Raw genomic sequence first — 4,134 nt, 5'->3', positions numbered from 1 at the left:
ATGGACCCTACTTGTTGCATCAGACGGCCCAGTCAACGCTTGTCTGCCTGCTCGCTAAATGAGGGGATGCCTCAGGGCCGCGAGCCCTTCCTGCGGGACTGACCTGAATGGGGTCAGGGGTGTTTCGAGGTATTGGGCCGCGGCCGGGCCTTTACCGGCAGGAAACACTTCCCGTCCCACTCGTAGCCATCGTCCTCACAAGGCGCATGCACGTTGAGAGCGATCCAGCAACCTCCCCGGATTTCCATCTCCCGATGGGGTTTGCAAGGTGGCCGTTTCTGTCCCGTAAACGGCTGCTTGGGCATCTCCAACGCCACAATTTCCTTGGGCTGAGCGGCCGCCTCGAAGCGAGCTGCTGCAGCCAACGCTTCTGGTGTCATAGAGGCATCGGCCAGCCCCACCGTCCCCGCATCCGGTTGCCCTGCTTCCGGGAGAGCCTTCCAGGACTGCTCGGATACGAGCTGCGTGGCCAGCCCCATGACAATGCACGCCAACACAACCCCCATCAGCCCAGCACGGCCGGGGGACCGCCCGCCAAGTGGCTCCGGAACCACGACCACCTCCGGCCGGAATCCCGCCGAGGTCCCAATGGGATGGTCCGCCTCTGGACCCGCCCGGGCCGCCACAGCCTCCAGCGCGTCCGCCAGCTCGCGTGCACTGCCCCGCTCCGAAGGGCTCTCCGCCAGCATCCGCTCAATGAGCGCCGAGAGTTCCGGAAGGATCTGGCGAACGCGCAGATGGGGCGGTTGCCGGACAGGCTGGTCCTTCTGACGCACGCCCTGCCCCGCTTCCAGCTCTGCTTCCAGCGAAGGGTATACGCCGGTCACCATCCGGTAGGCGGTAACACCCAAGGCATAGACATCGTCCTCGGGCCCGGCGATGTACCGCACGCCATCGCGCGGGTGAGCCGACGCGTGGAGCAGGGCCTGGGGGCTTCTGTAGGGCCGTGTTCCTGGAGCAAGAGGAGCCTCCGTGAGCGGCGGAGCCTCCGGGTACGTCCCAGAACCGAAATCCACCAGGGTCGCTTTTCCATCTGGGCCGATGAGAACATTGGCGCCTTTGATATCCCGGTGCAGACATTTCGCCGCGTGAACCGCTTCCAAGGCGCAGCACAACTGAGCGAGGAGACGGAGCACCTGACGTGAGCTGGGAGACTGCACCCAGGACCATTGGTAAAGGGGATCCCCCTCCACCCACTCCATCACAAGGTAGGGATGGGACACCCGCCAGCGGCCTCCCTTCCATTCACCCTGAGCGAGCAAGCGGGGCACACCCGGATGGCCAAGCCGGGACAACACCTCCGCTTCGCGCTCGAAGCGCTCCTCGCGTGAGCGCAGGGCCACCTTGAGGGCCACCCACCCTGCCTGTTCTTGCCCCACCTTCACGGCGCGGTAGACGGCACCGTATGCCCCCCGGCCCGCACCGCTGGTCACCTGCCAGGAGCCGATGACGGTGCCAGGGGAGAGCTTCTCGGGAAACGCTGTATCCATGGGAGCCTCACAAAGGCAGAGGGTGACCTCCAACAGTCCGCACCCTACGCCTCAAGTCACCGCCTGTCAGCCCTCCCCCTGAGGTTGCCCCGCCAGGGCGGAACTCACCGCAAGAGACCCGATATCACCCAGGGGAAATGAACTTTCGCGGTGGGTGAACGGCCTGTAGGGTGCGCGCCGATTTCTTCGAGGCAGCGGAGGGTGCAATGAACAGGCGATTGCCGGGGTCCTGGATTCTGTGGGCGGTACTTTGGGGACTGTGCGTGACCGGTTGCGCGGTGGATGACTCGGAAGGCGACCTGCGTGAGACCGAGTTCCCGGCGCAAACGGGAGAAGCCCTGCCCTCCGAGGCAACGAGCGAACGGACCGTGTCCGCCGCGCTCGTCACCAGCAGCCCCGTGACGAAGGCCCTCTCCGCCGGTAACACCCACTCCCTGGCCCTGCGCACGGACGGCTCGGTGTGGGCGTGGGGCGTGAACACGTATGGGCAGCTCGGAAATGGGACGCAGACGCTCAGCACCGTCCCGGTCCGCGTGACGGGGCTGCCCGTCATCAAGGCGATCTCCGCGGGCAGGAACCACTCGCTCGCGCTCGGGGTGGACGGCTCGGTGTGGGCGTGGGGCCAGAACACCTCGGGCCAGCTCGGCGATGGAACGATGACCGGCCGCCTGACGCCCGTGTCCGTGACCATTCCCGGAGGCGCCGTGGCCATTGCCGGAGGCTTGAACCACTCGCTGGCCATTGCCGCCGATGGCAGTGTCTACGCCTGGGGCGCCAACAGCGATGGACAGCTCGGCGATGGAACGGCGAACCCCCGGCTGACGCCGGTCCACCTCAGCCAGCCCGTCAACATCGTGGCCATTTCGGCGGGGTGGTTCCACTCGATGGCGCTGGGGGCGGACGGCCGTGTGTGGACGTGGGGCCGCAACCTCAATGGGCAGATCGGCAATGGGAGCGCCTCAAGCGTCAATCAGCTCACTCCGTACCCGGTGAACCTGGTGTTCACAGCCACCGCCATTGCTGCCGGAGCCACCCACTCGTTGGCGCTGCTCTCCAACCAGAGCGTGGTGGGATGGGGACAGAACACCCAGGGACAGCTGGGCAACGGGACGACCGCCACGGCACAGAGCACGCCCGTGGCGGTGGCGCTCACGGGGGCGGTGAAGTCCATCGCCACGGGGGGCAACTTCTCGCTGGCCATCGATGCCACCGGGGCAGCTTGGGGCTGGGGACAGAACAGCTGGGGGCAGTTGGGCGACGGGACGGCGAACCCGCGTACCAGCCCGGTGCCAGTGCAGGGGCTCCAGGATGCGTTGGCGATCTCCGCGGGACTCTCCCACTCCCTGGCGCTGCGTCCCGGCTGCCCGTTCTGGGCCTGGGGACTGAACTCCTCGGGGCAACTGGGCGATGGCACGCTGACCAACCATTCCACCCTGACCCAGACGCAGTTGGTGAACATCTACTTCTACGATCTCGATACCGATCACTATGGCGGCGATCTGTTTCCCTCCGAGGAGGGCTGCCAGCCTCCAAGCCCCGAGTACGTGGAGCAGGGCCTGGACTGCGACGACTTCGATTTCACCCTCAATCCTGGAGCCACGGAGGTATGCGATGGCCTGGACAACAACTGCAATGGACAGGTGGATGACGGGGCGTCCGGGGGCACCTGGTATCGCGATGCGGACAACGATGGGTATGGCAATCCGGCGGCGAGCACCCAGGCCTGCGCGAAGCCCTCGGGCTACGTGTCCAACTCCGGAGACTGCAACGACGCCCTGGCCAGCGTGAAGCCTGGAGCCACCGAGGTGTGCAACACGGTGGATGACAACTGCAATGGCTCCATCGACGAGGGGCTTCCCGTGAGCACCTGGTACCGCGACGCGGATGGTGACGGGCGCGGCAATCCATCGGTGAGCACCCAGGCGTGCGCGGCACCGGCCGGTTACGTGTCTACCTCCGACGACTGCAACGACAACAACGCCAGTTTGCCTCGCTATTTCTCCTGGGATGGTGATGGGGACGGTTATGGAAGGTCTTTTGTGGTGGGCCCCAGCCCCGGCCCCAGTAGCTACTTTGGATGCACTCAGCCGGCGGGTTACACCACGAACTCCAGCGACTGCGACGACAGCAACTCCTCCGTGTATCCCGGAGCCACCGAGGTATGCGACCGGGTGGACAACAATTGCAACGGCTCCTTCGATGAAGGCTGCTCGTGCTCAGCGTGGATGAGCAGTGCCACGGTTCCCAGTGGTGGCACGGCGACCTTTGGTTTCTCAGCGGTGGGCTCCTTCCCCGCAGGCTCGAAGGCCTACTTGTATGGAACGAGGAATGGCGTGGTGGATACGAACGGCTCGCTGTCCTACGACCAGCTCACGTTCTCCTACCTCGTTCTCAACTCCCCCGGCCTCGAAGGCTATTATCAGCGGTATGTCGTCATCCGAGGGCCCAACAACTTGGACCTCTGCACGACCAATACCGTCCCCGCGACGTTCCTCCCTCCGTAGTCCTTCCACGTGTTGTGATGGACAGGGCCCTCTCCTCCTCTTGGGGAGGGCCCTGCGATATTCGTAACCGTTCACCGGACAGGGCTGTCTGAGGGGCGAGCAGGAGCGGACAGAGGGCAGAGGAATCTATCGACAGGGTA

Annotated in this window: 2 protein-coding genes; one reads left to right on the top strand and one right to left on the bottom strand. The window is 65.3% G+C overall.

Features of this window, described 5'->3' with window-relative positions; all coding sequences use genetic code 11:
- Window positions 1–113: 113 nt before the first annotated feature.
- Window positions 114–1,490, bottom strand: a complete 1,377-nt coding sequence (locus KY661_RS37490) for a serine/threonine protein kinase (protein WP_263437688.1) — start codon at window positions 1,488–1,490, stop codon at window positions 114–116.
- A 263-nt stretch (window positions 1,491–1,753) separates the two neighbouring features.
- Between KY661_RS37490 and KY661_RS37005 the strand changes: the two genes are divergently transcribed.
- Window positions 1,754–3,994 carry an RCC1 domain-containing protein gene (locus KY661_RS37005; RefSeq protein ID WP_225414668.1) on the top strand — a complete coding sequence of 747 codons (2,241 nt, stop codon included), beginning with the start codon at window positions 1,754–1,756 and terminating at the stop codon, window positions 3,992–3,994.
- Window positions 3,995–4,134 lie beyond the last annotated feature (140 nt).

It is taken from the genome of Allostigmatella hybrida, from assembly GCF_020103775.1.
GTDB classification, from domain to species: domain Bacteria; phylum Myxococcota; class Myxococcia; order Myxococcales; family Myxococcaceae; genus Hyalangium; species Hyalangium aurantiaca.
The sequence above is the reverse complement of the archived record's forward strand: the minus strand, read 5'-3'. Positions and strand labels throughout refer to the sequence as shown.

Coding starts and splice junctions, on each gene's coding strand:
- KY661_RS37490 (WP_263437688.1), bottom strand. CDS start 1,490: ATGGATACAGCGTTTCCCGAGAAGCTCTCCCCTGGCACCGTCATCGGC.